This is a genomic window from Spirosoma radiotolerans (assembly GCF_000974425.1).
Taxonomy (GTDB): Bacteria; Bacteroidota; Bacteroidia; order Cytophagales; family Spirosomataceae; genus Spirosoma; species Spirosoma radiotolerans.
On sequence record NZ_CP010429.1, the window covers coordinates 4,835,851 to 4,856,232 of the forward strand.

General features: G+C 48.4%; 17 protein-coding genes. 8 read left to right on the plus strand and 9 right to left on the minus strand.

The genetic code is table 11. From position 1 onward, the window contains the following. Positions 1–457 precede the first annotated feature (457 nt). From SD10_RS19630 to SD10_RS19650, 5 genes are all read left to right on the plus strand, one after another. Positions 458–865, plus strand: coding sequence for a T9SS type A sorting domain-containing protein (locus SD10_RS19630; RefSeq protein WP_046576081.1), 408 nt, complete (start codon positions 458–460; stop codon positions 863–865). A gap of 267 nt (positions 866–1,132) precedes the next feature. Beyond that, entirely contained in the window at positions 1,133–2,800 is a 1,668-nt protein-coding gene (locus SD10_RS19635; protein ID WP_046576083.1) for a putative maltokinase, read from the plus strand. Between the two features lie 172 nt (positions 2,801–2,972). Continuing rightward, positions 2,973–4,985, plus strand: a complete 2,013-nt coding sequence (gene glgB / locus SD10_RS19640; RefSeq protein WP_046576085.1) for a 1,4-alpha-glucan branching protein GlgB — start codon at positions 2,973–2,975, stop codon at positions 4,983–4,985. A 151-nt stretch (positions 4,986–5,136) separates the two neighbouring features. Continuing rightward, positions 5,137–5,913, plus strand: a complete 777-nt coding sequence (locus SD10_RS19645) for a hypothetical protein (RefSeq protein ID WP_179945467.1) — start codon at positions 5,137–5,139, stop codon at positions 5,911–5,913. A 527-nt stretch (positions 5,914–6,440) separates the two neighbouring features. Then, on the plus strand, positions 6,441–7,085 hold the full coding sequence (locus tag SD10_RS19650) for a porin family protein (protein WP_046576088.1): 645 nt from the start codon (positions 6,441–6,443) through the stop codon (positions 7,083–7,085). 239 nt (positions 7,086–7,324) lie between these two features. Here SD10_RS19650 and SD10_RS19655 read toward each other — a convergent pair whose 3' ends face one another. Together SD10_RS19655 and fabG are read right to left on the minus strand one after the other, a co-directional pair. Next, on the minus strand, positions 7,325–7,786 hold the full coding sequence (locus SD10_RS19655) for a hypothetical protein (RefSeq protein WP_046576091.1): 462 nt from the start codon (positions 7,784–7,786) through the stop codon (positions 7,325–7,327). Positions 7,787–8,013: 227 nt separating this feature from the next. Further along, entirely contained in the window at positions 8,014–8,751 is a 738-nt protein-coding gene (fabG, locus tag SD10_RS19660) for a 3-oxoacyl-ACP reductase FabG (protein WP_046576093.1), read from the minus strand. 110 nt (positions 8,752–8,861) lie between these two features. Between fabG and SD10_RS19665 the strand changes: the two genes are divergently transcribed. After that, positions 8,862–9,314: a YybH family protein gene (locus SD10_RS19665; RefSeq protein ID WP_046576094.1), complete on the plus strand. Its 453-nt coding sequence runs from the start codon at positions 8,862–8,864 to the stop codon at positions 9,312–9,314. 26 nt (positions 9,315–9,340) lie between these two features. Here SD10_RS19665 and SD10_RS19670 read toward each other — a convergent pair whose 3' ends face one another. Next, positions 9,341–10,573: an acyltransferase family protein gene (locus tag SD10_RS19670; RefSeq protein ID WP_046579836.1), complete on the minus strand. Its 1,233-nt coding sequence runs from the start codon at positions 10,571–10,573 to the stop codon at positions 9,341–9,343. A gap of 128 nt (positions 10,574–10,701) precedes the next feature. On the opposite strand from SD10_RS19670, the gene SD10_RS19675 reads away from it, so the two are divergent. Continuing rightward, positions 10,702–11,118, plus strand: a complete 417-nt coding sequence (locus SD10_RS19675) for a MaoC family dehydratase (RefSeq protein ID WP_046576097.1) — start codon at positions 10,702–10,704, stop codon at positions 11,116–11,118. Between the two features lie 92 nt (positions 11,119–11,210). Here SD10_RS19675 and SD10_RS19680 read toward each other — a convergent pair whose 3' ends face one another. Together SD10_RS19680 and SD10_RS19685 are read right to left on the minus strand one after the other, a co-directional pair. Further along, positions 11,211–11,390 carry a hypothetical protein gene (locus SD10_RS19680; RefSeq protein ID WP_046579839.1) on the minus strand — a complete coding sequence of 60 codons (180 nt, stop codon included), beginning with the start codon at positions 11,388–11,390 and terminating at the stop codon, positions 11,211–11,213. Between the two features lie 144 nt (positions 11,391–11,534). Next, positions 11,535–12,839 carry an aminotransferase class I/II-fold pyridoxal phosphate-dependent enzyme gene (locus tag SD10_RS19685; RefSeq protein WP_046576099.1) on the minus strand — a complete coding sequence of 435 codons (1,305 nt, stop codon included), beginning with the start codon at positions 12,837–12,839 and terminating at the stop codon, positions 11,535–11,537. Positions 12,840–13,110: 271 nt separating this feature from the next. On the opposite strand from SD10_RS19685, the gene accC reads away from it, so the two are divergent. Then, positions 13,111–14,610: an acetyl-CoA carboxylase biotin carboxylase subunit gene (gene accC / locus SD10_RS19690; protein WP_046576100.1), complete on the plus strand. Its 1,500-nt coding sequence runs from the start codon at positions 13,111–13,113 to the stop codon at positions 14,608–14,610. Between the two features lie 14 nt (positions 14,611–14,624). Here the strand turns inward: accC and SD10_RS19695 are convergent, their stop codons facing one another. From SD10_RS19695 to SD10_RS19710, 4 genes are all read right to left on the minus strand, one after another. Continuing rightward, positions 14,625–15,707 carry an AAA family ATPase gene (locus SD10_RS19695; RefSeq protein WP_148562560.1) on the minus strand — a complete coding sequence of 361 codons (1,083 nt, stop codon included), beginning with the start codon at positions 15,705–15,707 and terminating at the stop codon, positions 14,625–14,627. A 113-nt stretch (positions 15,708–15,820) separates the two neighbouring features. After that, positions 15,821–16,738 carry a PorP/SprF family type IX secretion system membrane protein gene (locus SD10_RS19700; RefSeq protein ID WP_046576105.1) on the minus strand — a complete coding sequence of 306 codons (918 nt, stop codon included), beginning with the start codon at positions 16,736–16,738 and terminating at the stop codon, positions 15,821–15,823. Between the two features lie 183 nt (positions 16,739–16,921). Next, positions 16,922–19,312 carry an OmpA family protein gene (locus SD10_RS19705; RefSeq protein ID WP_046576107.1) on the minus strand — a complete coding sequence of 797 codons (2,391 nt, stop codon included), beginning with the start codon at positions 19,310–19,312 and terminating at the stop codon, positions 16,922–16,924. Positions 19,313–19,407: 95 nt separating this feature from the next. After that, positions 19,408–20,382 carry a PorP/SprF family type IX secretion system membrane protein gene (locus SD10_RS19710; RefSeq protein ID WP_046576108.1) on the minus strand — a complete coding sequence of 325 codons (975 nt, stop codon included), beginning with the start codon at positions 20,380–20,382 and terminating at the stop codon, positions 19,408–19,410.

Below are 20,382 nucleotides of genomic sequence, written 5' to 3' on the forward strand. Positions count from 1 at the left end.
GCATTTGTCCCAAATCAGAAAGTGTATTTACGTGTTTCTATCGACATTTGATCTACTATAATTTCTATCCACACCTCTCCCCTTTGCAGATGTACTTCCGGTTGATCACGGCTTACGCCGGGTAATGAGTCTAGTCCGAATTAACATCTGCTTTTGTTTCTGCTTTATCAGGCAACACGTGCCAGCATAGGTCTATCCTATGCTGGCACGTACTATTTCTCCCTTTTCTTACCAGCTTTTCCCAACTATTTGCTCAAACTCTAATCAGCCTCATGGTTAGAAGCGGGCTGCCGCACGACCGCGTTGCACACCGCACTAAACAGCAGCGAACCGCTCATCTGGCAAAAAAGCCGTTCCAGTAGTTTGTATTACATAGTACCCATCATAGCCTATATCTTTGTTTCACCAAACGGCAATAAACCGACTCGCTTTTACACTAAAATTAAAACATACCATTATGAAAACGCTTATCAAATCCCTTGCTCTAGCCCTTTCACTGGGTTTTCTGACATCGGCTGCCTCCTTAGCGGCTTCTACCGGAACGAACCCTATTGGCCGTCCATCGGGTGTAGCATCCTATAAAACGGGTGTGTACTCAACGAAGACCGGAAGACTGCATATCTCGCTCGACAAAGCAACGGGTGGCCGGGTTGATATTCGATTGATCGACGCTGACGGCAAAGCCTTGTACACGCAGCACCTTGGTAAGAACGAAAAAGGTTGCCGGGTCCGGTTGAATCTCAGCGATCTGGAGGATGGTGCTTACACCCTGGAAATTACAAACGGCGTTGAAACCACCACGCAAACCGTGACTATCGCGACAAAACAGCCTGCCATCCCCAACCGTGTCGTTGCGCTGAACTAACGCGTCTCCTAGCATTCCTTTCTATCATAAAAGCCTCCCCTGCCTAAACAGGGGAGGCTTTTTGTAGTTAAGACCTTGTTGTGAGCCCCGGCACGGTTATTCGTTAACGGGAAAGCATGCTGGTACGGCTAACAACCTAAACTTTAACTACCCACAGGCACATTTATCGGGTCTTCTGCGTTGACGCTGCCAATTTCTTTTTTAGTGTATATTCAAGAAATTTTTGACTTGTGCTGTGTGCCATTCTAACGTATTCGCTTTTTGTCTATGCTCACAACGCAACCTATAAGTCTGCTTAGTTCCTGGATCGACGCAGGTTCGAATAACCCATTCTGGGAAACTCTGTCGCAAACGGTATTGCCATCTTACGTCAATTCATGCCGGTGGTTCGCCGGAAAAGCCAGGCAACAAACGGGCTTTTCGGTAAAAACGGTACACACGCTCCCTCTACCCGATGGCGATGTTGCCTACTTACTGATTCTGGAAGCCCGCTATACCGATGGTATTCCTGAAAATTACCTGTTACCCATTTCGTTTCTGGCCGATCACACTGCCCATACATTGCCCTTTCGACTTGCTGATGTTCCCGAGAAAGGGCGTATTGGCGATGTTACTCTTGCCAAACAAACGGGTCTGCTGATCGATGCCATCTACGATGAACGATTTCGGGAAGCTTTATTTTCCGCTATTTACCAGAGTCGTACGTTACCGCAGCCCGACGGCACCCTGATGTTTCATCGGGGAAATGGGCTGGAAGAAGGCGACGAACGGCTCTCCTCACGCGTGTTACCCGTCGATTCGAGCAACTCAGCCATGACGTTTGGCGATAAGTATTTCCTTAAGCTGTATAGAAAACTCTTCCAGGAAACAAACCCGGAAGTCGATATGGTTGCCTTCCTGACCGACGAAAGCAAGTTCGACCACATTCCGGCTTTTGGCGGAAGCATCGTCTGGCAAGGCGAACACAGACCCGATATTACCCTAGGAATGGTGCAGCGCATGGTGCCTAACGACAAGGACTCGTGGATGCAAACCGGCGATTACCTGAACGATTTTTTATACGCTGTGCCGCAACGCCTGTTTGCCATTCGGGAAGATGTGTTCGATAAAGTTGAGTTGCTGGGACGACGAACGGGCGAAATGCACTGCGCTTTGTATAAACCCTCCCGTCCCAACGCGCCCACCGATCCGGCTTTTGCGCCGGAACCCTTTACGGACGACTATCGTGAGTTTCTCATCAAGCGCTTCGAAGACTTACTTGACCGCCGGTACGCCCTACTCATCGACAATTATACAAAGCTGGATATACAGGCGCAACGGCTGGCCTGGGTGTTTATGGAGGCAAAGGAAATGATCGATACATTCATTGATGACTTCCGTACGCGCCCCATCGAGTCGCTTCGGGTCCGTATTCACGGCGATTATCACCTTGGGCAGGTACTGGCAACCGAAAACGATTTTGTTATTATTGATTTCGAAGGTGAGCCAGAAAGCAGTATTACCGAACGAAAGATAAAGCACTCGCCCCTTAAAGACGTAGCCGGAATGATTCGGTCCTATCACTATGCCGTTTCAGCCAAGCTGTTCAACTCGACAGAAACCGACGCACTGGACCCCGACCATCTGCAACGGGTATCGGACCGCTGGTTTTACCTAATTCGCGATACGTTTCTGAATGCCTATCTCGATGTCTTTGGCGCTCCGCATCCCCTGTTCAAAAACAATAGCGAAATAAACTTCCTGCTCCTGATTTACCTACTCGAAAAAGCCGTTTATGAACTGGGTTACGAAATAAGTTACCGGCCATCGTGGGTAAAAATTCCGCTGAAAGGCATCATTGATGTGATCCGTGATATCGAGAAAATCCGCCTGAGCGACGGCAACAGCGTTCCTCATGTGGCTATGCTGCAAACAAACTTACTGCAAACCAAATAGGAAGAATTCTTTAACCTGAAAACAGCAACCGGCGTAAAGAGAAAGCTATTTTGAAACCACATGCGACCATCGGACCGACAAATTGACCGAACGTTTTAGTAGGTAAGGGTAAGTTTTTTTCTAACTTTCCGCTTCTGATTACGTTCAACAACGTATCTATTAGTTCCAACAAATGGCAAAACGCAAAACTTCTACACCTTCGACCGATACCGAACGAACGGTGCAACCTACGCTACCCGAACAACCTGCGAGCACACCAGACACGGCAGGCGAAGCCTCCCAGGATGCGGGTATATATTCCCGCTTCTCCGACTTCGACATTCACCTGTTCCGTAGTGGAAAACATCAGCGGCTTTACGAGAAATTTGGCGCTCATGTCGTTGATCATAACGGGGTTACCGGCACCTATTTCGCCGTCTGGGCACCTTCGGCCAAATACGTTGCTGTCATCGGCAATTTCAATGGCTGGAACAAAGGAAGCCAGCCGATGAATGTCCGCTGGGATTCGTCGGGTATCTGGGAAGTGTTTGTTCCGAACATTGGCCGGGGCGAAACCTATAAATATTTTATCGTCAACGAGAACGGCCGCGAACTGGAGAAAGGCGACCCATACGCCCATTGGTGGGAAGTTCCGCCCAAAACGGCCTCCGTTGTTTGGGATACCTATTATGAATGGCAGGATCAGGACTGGATGGGGAGCCGAAAAGAAAAAAATGCTCTTGATGCGCCTATTTCTGTTTACGAAATGCACCTCTCCTCCTGGCGCCGAGACCCTAGCAACCCAGATCGGGAACTGACCTATGGCGAAATTGCCGACGCACTGGTACCGTATTTACAGGATCTGGGCTTTACGCACGTTGAGTTCATGCCCGTAATGCAGTACCCGTATGCGCCATCGTGGGGGTACCAGATTACAGGCTATTTTGCCCCCAGCAGCCGGTTTGGCACGCCACAGGAGTTTATGAAACTCATCGAACGGTTGCACCAGGCGGGCATTGGCGTATTTCTGGACTGGGTTCCCTCCCACTTCCCGGGCGACGCACACGGCCTGTATGAGTTTGATGGGTCACACCTTTACGAATACCCTGACCCCCGCAAAGGGTATCACCCAGACTGGAAAAGCTACATTTTCAATTACAGTCGGCCAGAAGTTCGCTCGTTTTTAATGAGTAATGCCATGTTCTGGCTCGACCGCTGCCACGTTGACGGGTTGCGCGTTGATGCGGTAGCCTCTATGCTTTATCTGGATTACTCCCGCAAGGCCGGCGAATGGGAGCCCAACATGTTCGGCGGACGTGAAAACCTGGAAGTCATTTCGCTCATTAAAGAGATTAACGAAGCGATTTATAAAGACTTCCCAGATACTCAGACAATTGCCGAAGAATCCACTGCTTTTCCGGGCGTATCCCGCCCCGTGTATACGGGAGGACTGGGCTTCGGCATGAAATGGATGATGGGCTGGATGAACGACACGCTTCGCTATTTCGAGCGCGATCCGGCTTTCCGTAAATTTCATCAGGACGAACTGACGTTTAGCACGGTGTATGCCTACACGGAAAACTTCATGCTGCCTCTCTCGCATGATGAAGTGGTTTATGGCAAACACTCGCTGGTTGGCAAAATGCCCGGCGACGAGTGGCAGCGGTTTGCTAACCTACGGCTCCTGTTCTCTTATATGTTTACTCACTCTGGCACGAAGCTGGTGTTTATGGGTGGCGAATTCGGGCAAACAGCGGAGTGGAAATTCGATACCAGCCTCGACTGGCACCTGCTTCAGTATGCGCCCCATAAAGGCACGTTGGCCTGTGTGAAGGCATTAAACTCGCTCTACAAAACAGAACCAGCGATGCATGAGCGCAACTTCTCGTCGGATGGTTTTGAATGGATCGATACCTCCGACCGGGAAAACAGCGTCATTAGTTACCTGCGTAAAGGCAACCGTCCGGAAGATAATTTGCTGATTGTTCTGAACATGACGCCCGTTCCGCGTACCCAGTACCGGATTGGCGTGCCAGCGGCAGGTTCCTATAAAGAGATTTTCAATAGCGATGCCATTGAGTTTTACGGGAGTGGTGTATCGAATCCCACCCCAATCTCCAGCGAAGCTGAACTATGGCACGGTCGGCCGCAATCAATCAATGTGAACATTCCACCCCTGGGTGCAGTGGTGCTAAAAATGAGTTAGTTTAAAGAAGTACGGGCGATGGGTTGAGCGGATGTCGGTAGAGTTAATCAACGGCATTCGCTCAACCCATCGCCCGTATTCCATTTCAGCTTGTACCTGTCGGCTCCTTTTCCTTAACTATCTTTGCCCCAGCAACAGCCTATTTGTATTGATGAAGCAATTAATTGGTCTACTAGTAATCAGTGCGTTTCCCCTTTTTACCTTCGCCCAATCGCCGGTATCGGCCCGTCTCAGCAGTGGTTATGATCTGGGCATGGCCTACTCAAAAAGCAATTACAACCCGTCCATTACCTACTATCAGCTAATCAATATTGGCGAACGCAAACGGTTCTCGCTTGGCTGGACAGCTCGTTTGGGCGCTTTTTACGGCGACAATATAAATTACTACACCGCCCCAGCCCGACTAACGCGCGGCAAAACCGGCTTCAATGCGTTATCAGGCCCTGTTCTCGTTAGTAACATAGACACCGTCCGCTACGATTACATGTCCAATACCTCGCTGAATGTTGGCATCCGGGCGCAGGTTAATCTGGGAAGAGTGGAACTGGGCGTAAGCGCGGATCTGCTGGGATTTTCGTTCGGCAAGTCACGCATAGGCCGCTATCAGTCATCCGATGGCCAGTTTCGGATAAAATCATCTACAGGATCAGATTCAACGACGGCCTATTTTAGAGGAGCAAACACGTTTCAGAAGTCTCGCCCAAGTATCCTGAATGTGCGCCTACTCGGCGATAATGACATCGGGACCTTATCGACAGAGGTGTACGCCCGTATTCGGGTTAGCCAACGAATTGGTATTAAACTGGGCTATCAATGGCTCACGACCGAAACGACCGTATCTAACCGGGATATTGTGGCGGACAACAATCGTTTCCGCAACCGCGCAAACATGGCTTATGTAGCGGTGACAATACCCGTCTTTTATTGATCTGATTTGCGAGAGCTGTGCGGACACAGACCTCAGCAATGGCGTAACCATCCGGCAGTGAGACCCTGAAGACACGGCCCCAATAAGTTAGTTATACAACAAAACTAGGCAACGTACAACTCACCACCCCAACGTGAGTTATATGTTGCCTAGACTTTTTATATAACTATTATATATCTAGCGTGGCTGTTACAAAAGTAGGCATATCGTTGAGAAGACTAAAAGCAAATCATATTTTAAGTTGGTTTGAGCCGGAAAACTAACACTCAAAACTCTATAAATTGGCGAAATCTGGCTTTTGCAACAGCCACTAGCTTTATGTTAAGAGAATATTCCTAGACCACCCACTCTATACAAGCCCTAAAAACAGGCCGGCTTGTAACTTGGAAAGAGAGAAGAAAGCGCTGCATTATGTTAAGGGAATATTCGTAGATGAACCCTGTTAATGTTGAGTGAAGTACCACCTGAAATGGCTTCTGATTTATCATAATGCTGGATCATATAACGGCTATAAGCTCAACAAATTCATGAAGGCTAAACTGATTGTTTTGTTATTGGTACTAACAGGCCTTAAAGAACCTATTCTGGCTCAATCTGCGCTTCGCTTGGGCCTAAGTGGTGGCCTAAACGGCAACTTGATCCATGCTAACTACTTAGGACCTAATTCGGAATCGAAAGGACTTTGGGATTATACGGGGGGGATAAGTCTAGAACATCGATTAACACCGAGCTTTACGGTAACATATAATTTACTCTATTCACGTCAAGGCGGTATTGAACTAATTACGAGTAAGCTAGGCCTCGGTAGCGATCAGATGATTTCTAAGCTGTCCTATCTTACTCTACCGGCTATGCTTCGTTACCAGTTCGGGGTCAGACGGGTGTTCATTAGTGGTGGTCCTCAGATCGGGTACTTCCTGAAGGCCGAATGGTATGCTGCTCGTTTTGGGGAAGGATCTGCCGAGCGGTGGAACTTGAGTTCAATGCACCGGTTCGATGCTGGGTTGACGGCTGGCATTGGGTATCGTCTTGGAAGACATTTTGTCATTGAGAGCCGCTACTACTATGGCCTAAATCCTATTAATAAACCTGACAATCAAACACATACCTATTATAATGATTATAAAGAGTTTAACCGTACTTGGGCGTCAAATCTAGTTTATTATTTCTGACGGGTTAACATAGTGGCTGTTGCAAAACTCGATTCGAGTATGGGTTGGCTCTATACACCGCTAATTATAATCCTAAATTCAGGCCATAATCGGCTTACAACTAATGCCTCTTTCGTTCAAGCGGGACTTTTGCAACAGCCACTAATTTTATGTAAAGAGAATATTGCCAGAAAACAACGTCTATTTGTTTTTACGAAATGAATTAATAATACAAATTTTCAGTGATTGATATACTCTCATTATTTCGAGTTCATTAATGACACCTTTGAATTACTCAACGTGTATTTCTTAAGATGACCGCTTAATTCATTCAAGCCAACATACAATTGAAAAGATCGCTCAGTCATTTCTTCGATATCCAAATGTTGACTAGACATGATAGGGCCAATCTTGAAGTAATAGGACTTCCCTTTTTCTAACTGTATGAAGACTGGTTCAGGCTTTTTAGCAAATAATTGAGACTCAGTATCCGAATAGTTATTTCCTTTAAAAACGCCCAAGCTATCCGCATCCGTTTCAATCTGCACATACCCATTGTTTTTCACACTAATGACTTGATTTGGGTCAAGTGTAGTATAAAACTGAGTAGGTCCTAATGTCTGAGCTCCGTTCTTAACTATAAAGATTTTACTGGTAAGAGCCTGACCAAAGCTAAATAATGTGCTCAGGCATAAGAGGCAAATCAATGCAATCGCTTTCATGAGTCATATCGATTTTATGGTTCAATAATAAGCTAAAGCTGTTGTATAAGTGGCAATCATGTTAACTTATAAGGAAAGTTAAACATAATTGCCGTTTTGTTTAGCAGGTAGTTTGCTTATTCTATTACGGATCTGGCAGGTAATGAGGATTTTACACAGGTGTCAGGACTTACTCAGGCTACTGGGCGGTGCGATTCTGCATAGGAACCCGGATCGCAGGAATAACCCTACAAAGCCTGCCCGCCATTGACGGCCAGCACGTGTCCATTGACAAACGAGGCTTCGTCGGAGGCCAGGAATAAGTAGGCATTGGCAATGTCTTCGGGTTTGCCAATGCGCCGTACCGGAATGGTCGCCACGGCCTGATTGCGAACCTCATCAGGCATAGCATCTGTCATAGCGGTTTGGATAAATCCGGGTGCTACCGCATTAGCAGTGATGCCCTTGGGGCCAAGTTCTTTCGACCAGGAGCGTACCATGCCAATGATGCCCGCTTTAGCCGCAGCATAGTTGGTCTGTCCAAAAGCGCCATGCACACCGTTGATAGATGAGGTACAAATGATACGCCCGTATTTTTGCTCGACCATGTAGGGAGCAATAACCTTGGTGCAGTTAAACACACCCGTCAGGTTCACATCAATAACCTGCTGCCATTCATCAACTGACATTTTCAGCAGCGTTTTATCCCGCGTGATGCCCGCATTGTTAATCAGAATGTCAATTCGCCCATACTGGTCATATACCGCTTTGGCAGCCGTTTCGATTCCAGGTACATCTGTTGTACTAACGTGCCTGAAATCGCACCTGAACCCCTGATCACGAAGCGTTTGGACCGTCGTTTCGCCCTCGGGAAGCACATCCCAGATAACAACCGTAGCGCCCTCCCGGCAGAATAACTCGGCAGCAGCCTGGCCAATACCCCGGGCGGCCCCGGTAATGATCGCGACTTTATCCTGTAGTCTCATAACTCAGTGTTAAAATAATAGTTAATCTTACGAAACAACTAACGAACGAATCCAGACTCTTCTTCAACGTTGTCTGGCCGACCGTTCCTTCACCCAACAACCCTCTTTGTATGAAACAACTCTTTCTGATTCTGTTGCTCAGTCTGCTGTCTTTCCCTGCTGTGTGCCAACCATTGTCTCAAAAATTAGCCGCGAACCGCGACCGCCGAATCATTCTGGAAGCTCTAAAACGCCAAACCGATGACTGGAATGCGGGGCGCATCGAGAAGTTTATGGTAAGTTACTGGAATTCTGACTCGCTCACATTTGTGAGCAAAGTGGGCGTTACTTACGGGTATCAGCCCACACTGGCAAACTACAAAAAGCGCTACCCGGACCGAGCGTCGATGGGTAGCCTCAAATTCGACATTTTACAACTGGATTTACTAACACCAACCCTGGCGTACGTCATCGGCCGGTTCCAGCTTACACGCCCGGAAATTGGCAATAGCGAAGGACATTTCACCTTACTCTGGCGCAAGATTAAAAACCGATGGGTAATTATTAGCGACCATTCCAGCTAAACCGGCGAAAGACCAACTGTTGTCGTTTATTCGTTCACTCGCTCACTAACCAACTGAGTTGGCTCCTTCGCAGATATGCGTTCGCGGAGTTGGGTAACAGGTTTTTCGAAAAATTTGAACAGCAAGGTTGACAACACCAGAACAAGCACCCAGAACAGACCAACTTTGCCCCAGCCAACAGCCAGGGAGGTGGTTGGTATCCGCTCAACGAAGGTTACCATGATGGGTGTCAGATTGAGCAGGTACATCGAATACGAAATCAGGCTAATGTGCGTAATGGTTCGGGCAATTCCGAATCGCGTCCATAAGCCCGTCGCCGTGCGCCACCCGTCCATGTAGGGCATCAACAACGCCATACTCAGACCGATCGCCGGAAAATAGAAGGTGCGTTTATAAAACGTATAGGCATGAAACAGGCCAAAATCGCCGTAGTATTTTATGATAAATATAGACGAAGTAAAAGCGGCTGTTAATGTTAGCGCAAGACCAATCAATAAAAACCGGCGACGTAAGGCGTCGTCTCGCCAGCTCGTTGGGAAATAGTTTTTTACATAAGCGGCCAGAACTCCATACGAAATAGCATCCAGTCGGGTAATCACAATCCCCCGGTAGCCCAGTTCCCCTTCGGAAATCGGAATTTGAAGTGCAGCGATAAACCGGTACAGATTGGTCCCGATGATAATAAACAATATCGTTGTCAACACAATGCGCTGTCGCGGCCAGCGAGCTGAAAACAGGCTATGAAACGCCCATAACACCAACGGCAAGGTTATGTACGACCATTCTTCAATGGCCAGACTCCAGGTTTCGGGAAAGAAGTCAGGAATGTAATGCGCGAAATTTTGCAGAAAAAAGAAATAAGTAATCAGGGTGCCCTTGTCAGGCAGTTTGTGATGGAGACCGCTTCGCAATGCCTGGAGCAAAGCAAAGGCAATCAATCCAATCAAAACCAGGTAATAATTAGGCAACGTCCGAAACCACCGGCGTGTCCAGAAATTTAGCAGCAACTGCCGATCAAACGTTGCTTTTTTCTCATACGACCGAATGAGTATTCCCCCAATCAGGAAGCCACTCAGGACAAAAAACAATTCCACACCATCGGGCAGGAGGTGATGCCAGAAGGCTCCGCTATAGTATTCTTTCAGCGCAACGGTTGCGTGTGCATCCACTACAATCAGAATAGCAGCCGCCCGCATGATGTCTAAGCCAAATACGCGCTTTGCTGTCGCCGTATCAAGTTCAACTAATTTTCTCAGCATAATTACTACGAAGGTACAAGCGAATAATAAATTAAGAATGATGAATCCTGAATGATTTGGTAGTGCGTTACGAACTTTACCGACTTTTGCATCACTTATCATTCTTAATTTATCATTCACCTTTCGATATGGTTCCTGATTTTGGCCTCGATGCCGTCCATCGCTATTCATTTCGTTTCTCCCAGGCCGATGTAGCTGACTTTGCCCGGGTTACCGGAGATAACAACCCGCTCCACCTCGACGCTGACTTTGCGGCACAAACGCCCTTCAAGCGACCCATTATCCACGGCATGCTGGGCGCCAGCGTTTTTACGAAAGTGCTTGGTACCGAGTTTCCGGGGTATGGATCAGTTTACCTGGGTCAAACACTGGAGTTTCTAAGGCCCATGTTTGTGGATACTGATTATGAAGCCACCTTTACAGTACAGTCGATTGATTCGGCGAAGCACATAGCTCAAATTCTGGGTGAAATTCGGGATAAGCAAACTGGCAAGGTCACCACAAAGGGCATTGCCACGCTCATGCACCGGGAAAAGATTTCGTAACGCCGGGTTGATTGACCTAAATGTAAAAACTCCCTCGCCTGTGCATATGCCAGACGAGGGAGTTTTACTTGATGGTCAAAGCGACCGTTTACTTACGCAGCACTGTTCTTGGCATTCTGAACTTCAGAACGAATTTCCTGTGCTAACGTCTTCAAATCTTGCATTCCTTTACGAACGCGAGTTCCGGCAGCCTGGTTATTTTTTTCGTAGAATTTCTCGAAATCACCTTCAAGCGACATAACCAAATTCTTTACTTCATCGAAGCGTGCCATAGCGATGTGTATGGGTTTAAGTGTATAAAAATGCCCAAATTCCGCTAAAAACGCGGTTTTAGATCGAAATTTAGTCATTCTCTCATACAGCGCAATAGGCAAGTCAAAAAAATAGCCAAAAAATGCAACTTTTTTACAAAAACCCTACTCACTGGCTGCTTCCGCAGATACTTCGACGGTTTCTGGGGCAATTTCGGTCGTATTCTGGCGATAATACCCTTTTTCCAAATTAGCGGCTACTTTCGAGAATGCTTCGAGTGTATACTGCACGTCGGCGAGCGTATGAGCAGCCGTTGGAATGATTCGCAGCATCACAATTTCTTTAGGCACAACCGGGTAAACAACAATGGAACAGAAGATACCATGGTTTTCGCGCAGATCACGAATCAGGCCCGTCACTTCTGGAATTCCGCCTTTTACATTCTGCAAGAGAACCGGTGTTACCGGCGATTGGGTATCGCCAATATCGAAGCCCCGTTCGCGCAAACCGTTCTGCAGGGCGTGCACATTCTCCCACAGTTTATCCCGAAACTCCGACGAGTTACGAATCATATCCAATCGCTTCAACCCGCCCACTACATACGGCATCGGCAAGGCTTTCGCGTAAGTCTGCGACCGCATGTTGTACTTCAGGTACATGATGATGTCATGGTCGGCCGCAATAAAGGCGCCAATAGCTGCCATCGACTTGGCAAAGGTGGAGAAGTACAGATCGATACCATCCTGACAACCCAGCATTTCGCCAACACCGGCACCGGTTGCGCCCATCGTACCGAAGCCATGAGCGTCGTCGACCAATAACCGGAATTCGTATTTTTCTTTTAAGGCAACAATTTTATCGAGGCTACCTACTTTACCCGACATACCAAATACGCCTTCTGTAATCACCAGGATACTTCCTCCTTTTTCGGCAGCTTTTTTGGTTGCCCGCTGGAGGTTTTTCTCCAGGCTGGCCATGTCATTGTGGTTAAACTTATAGTATTCGCCCATTTTGGCTTTGTGCAACCGAATACCGTCAATCAGGCAGGCGTGGCACTCGGCATCATAAACGATTACATCGCGGTGGTCAACAACGGCTTCGATGGCCGACATAACCCCCTGATACCCGTAATTCAGCAGGAACGAGTCTTCTTTACCAACAAACTCGGCCAACTCTTTTTCGAATTGCTCATGCAGGTCGCTGTTTCCCGACATCATCCGGGCACCCATTGGGTAAGCCAACCCCCACTGGGCTGAAGCCTCGGCATCTGCCTTCCGGATGTCGGGATGGTTGCCTAAACCCAGGTAATTGTTCAGGCTCCAGTTCAGCACTTCCTTCCCCCGAAAACGCATATGTGGGCCAAGTTCGCCTTCAAGCTTAGGGAACGCGAAATAATGGTGGCCATTGAACTCCCGTGCCGGTGAACCAATGGGGCCTAAGTTGTTACGTAGTTTCTCAAATAAATCCACTTATTGCTATTGTTTATCAGGGCAAACCCTTACTTTATTACAGAGTAAGTGCAAAAATACGGTTAACTTTCGGTAGCACAAATTCGAGCCCGTAAAATTCAATTTGATAATCGTTTTGTGACAAATGTGTATTATTGGTTTATCGTACAACAGAGCCCCAGTCCAGTGAGCCATCAGGTTGCGCTGAATTCGCTAATTTCTAGTCGCTTTATGGCTCAAAACAGGGTCACTGCATACACCGACAGGGAGGCTCCATCCGTTTGATAACCCTATGCCAACCATAAAAAAACTTCTCATCGCGAACCGGGGCGAAATCGCTTTACGGATTATGCGAACAGCCCGGGAAATGGGCATCCAAACGGTAGCCATCTATTCCGAAGCCGACCGTACCGCTCTCCATGTTCGCTATGCGGATGAATCGGTTTGCGTTGGGCCTGCCCCTTCCTCCGAGTCTTACCTGCGGACCGACATGATTATTGATGTCTGTAAACGACTAAACGTCGATGCCATTCACCCTGGTTACGGCTTTCTGTCAGAAAATGCTAACTTCTCCCGTGCCGTACGCGAAGCAGGATTAATTTTTGTTGGTCCATCGCCCGAAAGCATCGAGATCATGGGCAGCAAACTGGCCGCTAAAGCAGCCGTTGCGAACTACAATATCCCAATGGTTCCGGGTACGCCGTCGGCCATCACGGATCGGGCCGAAGCAAAACGCATATCGGCAACGATTGGGTATCCGATTTTGATCAAAGCGAGTGCGGGTGGTGGTGGCAAAGGCATGCGGGTGGTCGAAAATGAAGCTGATTTTGATGAGCAAATGGACCGTGCCGTCAGCGAAGCCATATCAGCCTTTGGCGATGGATCGGTATTTATTGAGAAATATGTCACCTCTCCCCGGCACGTCGAGATTCAGGTGCTGGGCGATCAGCATGGGACGATTATTCATTTATTTGAACGTGAGTGCTCCATTCAGCGCCGGCATCAGAAAGTGGTTGAAGAAGCCCCCTCGTCTATTCTGACGCCCGAAATCCGGGATGCGATGGGCCGTGCCGCTGTCGATGTAGCGCGCGCCTGTGGGTATTACGGTGCGGGCACGGTTGAGTTTATTGTTAACGATGATCTCGACTTTTATTTTCTCGAGATGAACACGCGCCTGCAGGTGGAACACCCCGTTACGGAGCAGATTACGGGGGTAGACCTGGTGCGGCAAATGATTTACATTGCGGAAGGCAAACCCCTGACAATTAAGCAGGATGACTTAAAAATAAAGGGCCACGCTATGGAAGTCCGGGTGTATGCCGAAGACCCGGCGAACAATTTTTTGCCCGATGTGGGCACCCTCGATACGTATGTGCGGCCACAAGGAAATGGCGTGCGGGTAGACGATGGTTTCGAGCAGGGCATGGCGATTCCCATTTATTACGACCCAATGATCGCCAAACTTATTACGTATGGCGACACCCGCGAGGAAGCCATCCAGAAAATGATTCGGGCGATTGACGAATACCAGATTTCAGGTGTACAGACAACGCTGCCTTTCTGCCGGTTTGTAATGGAACACGACGCTTTTCGGTCGGGTCAGTTCGACACGGGCTTTGTGAGTAAATACTTTACGCCTGATGACCTTATCCCTCCGCCCAATACCACCGAAGAGCAGTTGGCGGTTGTGCTGGCAGCCTGGTTACTGGATAACAATAAGCCGAAACAGAGTGGAACAAATGTTTCGATTAAAGCGAAAGGGAGTAAGTGGAAAACGAATCGGCTTCAATAGCTATGGGAGACAGTTCAAAAACCAACTTTTTTCGTTTCCTGACGCTCTCCTGACACCGTTTGCTCATCAAGGTTAAAGATATCAGCCAGAGTCATGGGTTGGTCGGTTCGGTACTCTACACCGAGCTGAGCGAGCAGACTGTTGGCTTTGGCCGGCATCAGTTTCCCAAACGCATAATCGACCATCAGGCGTCCCTTCCGAAGTAAGGCCTTGTCTAATAGATGTTTACTGGCGTTGAACGTTGCAATAACCTGAATGTGCATGCAATCGGCCAGCAGACCGTCAGTCAGGTTCAGAATATTCGAGACACTGTTGGTATCTCCTCCCGCTTCGCGCGACTGGAGTATCCGCTCGGCATCTTCAATAATGAGTACCGACTCTTTGTTTTCCAGCAAAAACGGAATGATCTCGGGTGAGGTCAGGTAGTTCGTCATGTAAGGAGGCAGGATGAGCATATCCTTTTTAACCAGCGAACTCAGGTGTTTGATATAGGTCGTTTTACCGGTGCCGGGTTCGCCATGGAGCAGGATCAGGCCTTTACTTTTGGGTTGCGCCAATAAGCTGACCAACCGCTCATGAACGGCCGGAAAGTCATCGTTGTAATGAAGATCAAGGTCTATCTTGGGAGGCAGAATCTCGACCCGTTCCGTGTGCAGCCCGCCCAATCCACTCTGAATCAGATAAATGTGTGTCTGATTGTCTTCATGGACGTATTTGTGCTCCTGAAGCCCGTCCATCAGCACTTTGGCCGATGCTTCATCGCGGTAGTAGCCATAAAGCCGAAAGAAACGATCGCCTACATATTCGGCCTTCAGAATCATCCCATCCTCATGCTGGTAAATCCGCTCAATCACATGCCAGCCTTCATCGTTCACGCGTGTTGAACTGTTTACCAGCGTAAAGCCACGGCTATCCAGCAATTGCTGGGCCGAGGGCTTAAAATCATCGTTGAAGTGAAGGTAATTCGGATAGCTACCGAACGTTTGGACGTAATGGGGCGCCAGTGGAAACTCACGGTCGAGATCGCTGGGAATATACAAATTTTGAATGGTGGTTTGGTTAGGCATACGACTGTTGGCCGACAAATAGCGCAACATATCGGCCCTGGAAACCTCGTTGTAGGATTTCAATCAGGCGCAGCGTTACGTTTATCTGGGTACGAAGGTATCGAAATTTCTATTATGGATTGAGGACGAGGCCGGTCACTCAATTAATACGTGAATTTAAGGCCATTGGGCGAAAAACGAAGCATAATTTCATGGACGCTTTTTTGATCGTACTGCATGGCATTCGGGCTTTCGGGCGTTTGCGAGTTGAATGTATACGCTAACCGGATGGCTTTCGTTAGCTGGTATTCGACAAAGGCCTGCAGGTAGTTGGTCTGAACAATCCCAGGGCTGTTTTGCCGATACGATAGCCCTAAGCCCACTTCTTCATTGAACCAGGCCCGCAGGTTTACGTCCACCCCAAGCGGGCGGTCCGCAATTTTCGAAACAAGGATGGACGGAATCAGCACGGTAGTTTCGGCAACCTCAATGGGCACACCCGCCTGGAACATAACTGGCCGAACACTTTTATAGATATAGCGGCCGGTTGCATCCGTTATTTGTCCGCCTAATTCGGGGGCGGAGACACCCGCGAAAAAGCGATCCGACTGGTAATAGACGCCTACACCCAGGCTGGCAACGGCCCGGTTGATACTCGCAGCCGTCGTAACATCATAAATGGGCAGTACATTGACGCCCCCCTGAAAGCCAATGGATAGTTTAGCCAATGCAGGCATGTTGAAGCGATACGCCACGCTCCCATAGGCGCCCGTTGTCGCAAACAGGCCCATCCGGTCGTTTAACGCCTGAAATCCCAATCCAATTCGACCGTTAGCAACGGCTCCGTCGGCCGACACGCTCTGTGTTATTGGTGCATAGCGAACGCTAATCCATTTGCGCCGAAGAAAAGCCGATAATTGAAAGGACTCCCGGCTACCAGCATAAGCTGGATTGATGCTCAGCGGATTTAACAGGTACTGCGAATAAAGGACTTCTTTCTGGGCCTGAACATGTTGGCTGATGAACAGAATTAGACTGCTTACCAGCATGCAACTAACTAAAGGGTAGTGAGTAAAACGCATAGGGACGTCGAATAAGCAATCAATTTGCAGGAGTTACTACTAAAAACCTAAAACGCCGGGTATCCTATTTACGTACAGGATGCCCGGCGTTTACTAGCTGGCTGGTACTATAGCCCCTACCCCGGCTTTAAATCCCTGATTACTAAGAGGTAGCTACATAAGTCAGGAGCGTGTACCCAGACCTTATAATTTCATTATTTTTATTTCCGTCCGACGGTTTTGCTGGTGATCCTCTTCCGGACAGTTTACGCCGTCTTTGCATTTGTTCAGCAATTCCGTTTCGCCATAGCCTTTGGCCACTAAACGTTTCGACGTAATACCTTTCGACTTCAGATACCCCACTGCCGCCTTAGCCCTATTGCTCGATAAAGTTTTGTTATAGGCCGCCGTAGCCCGACTATCGGTGTGCGACCGCATTTCAATGGTCATATTCGGGTACTTCGCTAACAGGGCCACTACCTTATCTAACTCAGCAGCGGCATCCGGTCGAATAGTGGACTTATTTCGATCGTAGTAAATATTGTCGATTTTAATGACGTCCCCTTTCTTGAACATCGTTAGGTCGGCAACACCCGTCCCATCTTTAGCAACATGCCCGCCAATGGTTCCCATATTGTCTTTCATGGCTTCGAGCGAGTAGTCGCAGCCGGGCTGCACCGGGAATTCATAGCTACCATCAGGGCCGGTAATGGCTTCCTGAGTAGTACCATCACAGCCATTTACCAACACAACTTTTACACCGGCAATGGGCAATTTGTCGGTTTGAGTCGTTACATGGCCTCGCAGGGTTGTCGTCGTTGGTTTATCAGAAGCTTTCGGTTTATCCAGCAGAATTTCCAGACGTGATGGCTGGTCATCAGAAAGGTCTTTGGTAGAAAACCCAACTTTGTTGTCCATGTATCCCTCGTGGGTAGCAAGAAATTTAAAATCGCTATCAACATTAAGGCAAATTTTCACCAGCCCATCCGCATCGGTCTTCAGGTTTTTCTGCTTATCGTTAAGCGGATTGTCCATGACAATGCCGGTATTGGCCAAGGGTTCTCTGGAAGTAGCATCCACGACACTTACGGTCAGTTCGCGGCACGGATACAGAGATCCTTCGCGGGTAAATCGGTACACATCATCGTCGGCCCCACCGTGCTTGCGGTTGCTACTGAAATAACCCGCATTCCGATCGCCATCGGTAACAATGCCAAAATCATCCTGGGGAGAATTGATTGGCTCGCCCAAATTGCGAACAACCTGGCCTTGCAGGCCATCGTCCGACAGTTGTGCGTAAAAAATATCCAGACCACCTAATCCGGCACGTCCGTCCGATGAGAAATAAATATTTCCTTTTTCGTCGGCAAATGGGAAAAGCTCATTTCCCTTTGAGTTGACTTCTTTACCGAGGTTTACGGGCTCCCCCCATTTTCCACTTGTCCATTTGGACACATAAATGTCCGTGCCACCAAACCCGCCGGGCCGGTCAGACGAAAAATATAGCAGTTGATCCGGTTCACCATTGCGTTTTTTTGCCAGGGCAGGGTGCCCCGTCGAATACTCGTCACTATTGAACGGTAGTTCTTCTGCCTTGCTCCAAACGCCATTTGTTTGGGTAGCGGTATACAGCTTTAGCTTATTTATGCCGTCGGAACTCTGACGATAATGGCCTTCATTGAAGTTGTTTCGCGTAAAAATAACCCGGGAGCCATCGCTGCTGAACGTAGCGGGACCTTCGTGATACTTGGTGTTCAATGTCCGGCTAAACTTGTCGGATTCGCTAATCGGCTGGTCTTCGTAGCCCATACTGATGTTGGTACCGCCGTAGAAACCAACTGTACGCGTATCGTTGGCGGTTGGGGCGGTAAAATCATCACTACCCAGCGGCCGGATCAAACGCGTTTGTGCCCGTTTTGCCGATGAAGCACTACTGCCGCCCAGGCTGGACGTCTTTGACGACCGTAATGTTTTGAGATCCGGCAGGTAATACAAGTCCAGAAATGGGGTGTTATTCCATTTAAACACACGCTTCACGCCATTCCCTCCGTTACCCGCTGAAACGAATACCAAGCCATCTTTATAGATTATCGGGCTAAATTCGGCCTTGCGGGTATTCATGCTTAAAAATTCGACCTTGTAGCTGCCTGCATTTCGGGTGAGGGCGCCCACGTCACTATAGAGCCTCGAGAACGACAAACTGCGCTTATCGCTCGATTGCACGCTACCGTATTTATCATAAGCCTCCTGCGCTTCATGGTATTTGCCGTTACTAGCCAGAGACTGTGCATAAAATAAATAGCACTTGTTGTAATCGGCCGGCAACGCACCGCTATTGATCAACTCACGATATACCCGCTCAGCATTCTGCATATCACGCGTTTGCTGATAGCTATAGGCTAATTTAGCTCTTGCATTCCGGCGTTCATCGTCAGTTAAGCTGGTAGGTTTGGCGAGCGCCTGTTCATACAGTTCAATCGCCTGCGCGTAGGCCAATTGATCGAATTGATGATCAGCCTTTTTAGTGAGCGATTGGGCCAACAATGGGGAGATCGCTAGCCAGAAAAGCACTAGAATAGGAAGAATACGTGTCATATACGATGAAAATTGGGAAGCAGCAAAAACAGAAAAGGTATATCCTCACTATACAGGAGTCTATACCTTTTCGATAAGCAAATACTGAGCCGAATTTAGAAATACCTCGGCGTCAGGATACGATTCTTACCAAAGCCAAGTTCGTAACGAATCATAATTTCGTGCGAACTTGGTGCGACACTTTGCAGGTTACTCATGGTGCGATCATAGGCATAGCCAAACCGGAACTGATCGGTCAACTGAATCTCCAAAAGACCTACAACTGCGTCAGTCGTGTACTTAGTCCAGGATGAAAACTGATTCCGGCGAATCGATGCTCCCAGTGCAATACGGTCAGCAAACCAGAAATTAATATTCGCATCAAATCCAAGCGGTGCGTTCTCCGCATACTTAACCAGAAACGATGGTTTCATCTTGACCACCGGGCTGATTCCCACGACGAAACCAGCCGCTAAATACGCCTGACGGGCCTGTACGGATCGCAGATCGCCGACGTTGTATTCACTCAACTTGTTTTTGATCAGGCGGGGCACCGAAATGCTCAGATAGGTCCGGTCGTTACTCAGGTAAATACCTGTACCAAAGTTCGGCAGGATCTTCGAGATATTACTGGCAAACGCCGGGTCAACCTGCCCATCGGGCGACGTTTTCACCTCCGTTAAATTAGCCTGATAGCTGGATGCACCCGCTTGCAGGCCCAACGCCAGTGTACTCTTGGCACCGACTTTAATGCGGAATGCGTAAGAAGCAAAAGCGCCTGTTTCCTGGATAACACCAGCTTTATCGCCGTACAGTTGTAAACCGACACCAACGCGCTCATTATTGAGAGGCATATCGGCCGTAAACGTCGCCGTTTGCGGAGCGCCAGGCAGCCCAGCCCATTGATTCCGATAAAGGGCTGACATGCTCAGCACGTCGCGACTGCCGGCATAAGCCGGGTTAAGGGCCATCATGTTGAACATGTACTGCGAGAACATCTTGTCCTGCTGTGCCCGGACCTGGCTGCTACCGACCCCGAGGATCAGTAGCAGCGCGACTGCCGAATGTTTTATTGAAAACTTGTTTGACAT

Bases quoted from the DNA above. Each gene is read 5' to 3' on its own strand.
- SD10_RS19650 (WP_046576088.1), top strand. From the start codon at position 6,441: ATGAAGGCTAAACTGATTGTTTTGTTATTGGTACTAACAGGCCTTAAA.
- SD10_RS19630 (WP_046576081.1), top strand. From the start codon at position 458: ATGAAAACGCTTATCAAATCCCTTGCTCTAGCCCTTTCACTGGGTTTT.
- SD10_RS19705 (WP_046576107.1), bottom strand. From the start codon at position 19,312: ATGACACGTATTCTTCCTATTCTAGTGCTTTTCTGGCTAGCGATCTCC.
- glgB (WP_046576085.1), top strand. From the start codon at position 2,973: ATGGCAAAACGCAAAACTTCTACACCTTCGACCGATACCGAACGAACG.
- SD10_RS19710 (WP_046576108.1), bottom strand. From the start codon at position 20,382: ATGTCAAACAAGTTTTCAATAAAACATTCGGCAGTCGCGCTGCTACTG.
- SD10_RS19670 (WP_046579836.1), bottom strand. From the start codon at position 10,573: ATGCTGAGAAAATTAGTTGAACTTGATACGGCGACAGCAAAGCGCGTA.
- SD10_RS19680 (WP_046579839.1), bottom strand. From the start codon at position 11,390: ATGGCACGCTTCGATGAAGTAAAGAATTTGGTTATGTCGCTTGAAGGT.
- SD10_RS19655 (WP_046576091.1), bottom strand. From the start codon at position 7,786: ATGAAAGCGATTGCATTGATTTGCCTCTTATGCCTGAGCACATTATTT.
- SD10_RS19645 (WP_179945467.1), top strand. From the start codon at position 5,137: ATGAAGCAATTAATTGGTCTACTAGTAATCAGTGCGTTTCCCCTTTTT.
- SD10_RS19700 (WP_046576105.1), bottom strand. From the start codon at position 16,738: ATGCGTTTTACTCACTACCCTTTAGTTAGTTGCATGCTGGTAAGCAGT.
- fabG (WP_046576093.1), bottom strand. From the start codon at position 8,751: ATGAGACTACAGGATAAAGTCGCGATCATTACCGGGGCCGCCCGGGGT.
- SD10_RS19635 (WP_046576083.1), top strand. From the start codon at position 1,133: ATGCTCACAACGCAACCTATAAGTCTGCTTAGTTCCTGGATCGACGCA.
- SD10_RS19695 (WP_148562560.1), bottom strand. From the start codon at position 15,707: ATGTTGCGCTATTTGTCGGCCAACAGTCGTATGCCTAACCAAACCACC.
- SD10_RS19675 (WP_046576097.1), top strand. From the start codon at position 10,702: ATGGTTCCTGATTTTGGCCTCGATGCCGTCCATCGCTATTCATTTCGT.
- accC (WP_046576100.1), top strand. From the start codon at position 13,111: ATGCCAACCATAAAAAAACTTCTCATCGCGAACCGGGGCGAAATCGCT.
- SD10_RS19665 (WP_046576094.1), top strand. From the start codon at position 8,862: ATGAAACAACTCTTTCTGATTCTGTTGCTCAGTCTGCTGTCTTTCCCT.